At 63.3% G+C, this 2,321-nt stretch carries 2 protein-coding genes and 2 pseudogenes; all 4 read left to right on the plus strand.

Annotation, left to right across the window (positions count from 1 at the left end):
- Window positions 1–248: pseudogene (locus tag EN884_RS39145) on the plus strand (P-type conjugative transfer protein TrbL); the annotation flags it as partial.
- Complete coding sequence (gene trbF, locus EN884_RS33375; RefSeq protein WP_063170710.1) at window positions 245–931, plus strand: conjugal transfer protein TrbF; 687 nt, start codon at window positions 245–247, stop codon at window positions 929–931. The pseudogene EN884_RS39145 and the gene trbF, both read left to right, overlap by 4 nt.
- The gene (gene trbG / locus EN884_RS33380) at window positions 928–1,995 is read left to right on the plus strand and encodes a P-type conjugative transfer protein TrbG (protein WP_063170709.1); all 1,068 of its coding nucleotides are present in this window, start codon (window positions 928–930) and stop codon (window positions 1,993–1,995) included. Before trbF ends, trbG begins: the two co-directional genes overlap by 4 nt.
- Window positions 1,992–2,321 (plus strand): annotated as a pseudogene (locus tag EN884_RS33385) (conjugal transfer protein TraI); the annotation flags it as partial. The gene trbG and the pseudogene EN884_RS33385, both read left to right, overlap by 4 nt.

The raw sequence follows: 2,321 nt of genomic DNA on the forward strand, positions 1-2,321 counted from the left end.
CTTCCAGCCAGCAGGCTGGCCGCTCGGCCGCATGGAGTGCGACCGGTGGAGAGCAGCCATCGGGAGCTGCTTCAGGGCGAACTTCAGGCGGCGAAGCCAGTGCGGGATCCCCGCCGGAATGGGCCACCCGCATGAAGCGCGGCCAGGCCATGAGCCATGGCGCCAGCACGGCCGCACATTCGGTCCGATCGGGCGATCACGGCGGCGGCTCGATGAATGTTTCCCTCAGTCAGGACGAGCGCCGATGAACCTCTTCAGACGACCTTCCGTTCGTTACGGAAAAACACCGCTGCCCGAGACGCCCTACCAGCGTGCAGCACAGGTCTGGGACGAGCGCATAGGCTCGGCTCGTGTGCAGGCGAAGAACTGGCGGGTGATGGCCTTCGGCTCGCTCGTCCTGGCGGCTGGTTTCGCCGCAGCACTGGTCTGGCAATCCACACGCGGAACCGTGGTTCCCTGGATCGTTCAGGTCGATAAACTTGGCGAGGCCCAGGCGGTCGCTCCAGCTGTTGCCGACTATCGGCCGACCGATCCGCAGATCGCATGGCATCTCGCTCGGTTCATCGAGCAGATTAGAAGCGTGCCGGACGATCCGGTCATTGTCCGCCAGAACTGGTTGCGCGCCTATGACTACACCACCGACCGCGGCGCTGTATCTCTCAACGATTACGCCCGGGTGAACGATCCCTTCGCCAAGGTCGGCAAAGTCCAGATCGCAATCGAGGTCTCCAGCGTCATCCGCGCCTCGCAGGATTCGTTCCGCGTCGCCTGGATCGAACGCCGCTATGAGAACGGCAGTCTGACCAGCACCGAGCGTTGGACTGCCATCCTCACAATCATCATCCAGCCACCCCGCGATGCCGACCGGCTGAAGGCCAATCCACTCGGCGTCTACATCAATGCCATCAACTGGTCGAAGGAGCTTTCATGATGGGTGCGGCACGAACCCGCGATACGACGAGGCAGACTGCCCGCAACATCCCAAAGGCCCATCTTCTGGCCGTGGCATTGCTATCTGCGACGGCGCTCGCCGGCTGCGCCTCCAAAAAATACATTCCGCCGGAGGTCCAATATGACGATGCTGCTATGCCTGCCGTGAAGAAGATCGATCCACCTGGTCCGATTAAGGTGGTGGAACTGCCGAAACCTCTTCCGCTTCCCGGCCAGTTGAAACCAGTCGACACCGGAAAGGCGAAGGCAGAACTGACCGACCCTAAACAGCGGATCAGTCAGGCCAATGAGGCGGCACGAATGCAGCCCGTCCGCAACGGCTTTATCAACGCCATCCAGCTCTATCCCTGGAGCGAAGGCGCGCTCTATCAGATCTATGCCGCACCCGGACAGGTCACCGACATCGCCCTGCAGCCGGGAGAGCAGCTGGTCGGCTCGGGCCCCGTTGCCGCCGGCGACACCGTGCGCTGGATCATTGGCGATACCCAGAGTGGGGCAGGGGAACGGCAACAGGTCCATATTCTCATCAAGCCGACGCGCCCCGACCTCCAGACCAACCTTGTCATCAACAGCGACCGTCGCACCTATCATCTCGAGCTGCGATCGACCGAAAAGACCTATATGGCCTCGGTATCATGGCAGTATCCGCAGGATGAGTTGATCGCGCTGCGGCGCCAGAACGCACAGGCGTCCGCAGCACAGCCAGTCGCTGCCGGCGTCGACATCCAGAAACTCAATTTCCGCTATCGCATCGAGGGTGACGCCGCACCCTGGAGGCCGCTGCGCGCCTTCGACGATGGCGCGAAGGTCTACATCGAGTTTCCGTCTGGCATTGGCCAGGGCGAGATGCCGCCGCTCTTCGTCATCGGCCCGTCAGGGGGCTCCGAGCTGGTCAACTACCGCGCCCGGCAGAATTACTACGTCGTCGACCGCCTCTTTGCCGCTGCCGAACTAAGACTCGGCGGCAAGACGAGCGAGAGGCGCGTCCGCATCGTGCGCACCGATGGGAGCCGGCCCCGGCATAGCGCAGGATTGTTCAGATGAGCGACCCAACGAATGGCTTGAACCGGGACATCCGCGCTGAACTGCGTCTGCGGCCCGAACCTGCCAAGGTGGCGCGGCTTTCGCGCAAGGTGCTCATCGGCTTGGGAGGTGTTGCCAGCATCGCGGTCCTTGGCAGCCTGATCTGGGCGCTCGACACCAGGCGTCGTGCCAACGACCAACCTTCCGAGCTCTTCACCACGGAAAACCGCTCGACCGCCGACGGCCTGCAGACCTTGCCGAGGGACTACGCCGGCGTCCCAAAACTCGGGCCCGCGCTGCCTGGCGATCTCGGCCAGGCGGCGCTGTTCTTCCGGATCGATGCGAGG

Source organism: Mesorhizobium sp. M7A.F.Ca.AU.001.01.1.1 (assembly GCF_004022735.1).
Lineage (GTDB): Bacteria > Pseudomonadota > Alphaproteobacteria > Rhizobiales > Rhizobiaceae > Mesorhizobium > Mesorhizobium ciceri.

What these genes read in the sequence shown, in the direction of transcription:
- trbF (WP_063170710.1), top strand. Translation starts at nt 245, where the DNA reads ATGAACCTCTTCAGACGACCTTCCGTTCGTTACGGAAAAACACCGCTG.
- trbG (WP_063170709.1), top strand. Translation starts at nt 928, where the DNA reads ATGATGGGTGCGGCACGAACCCGCGATACGACGAGGCAGACTGCCCGC.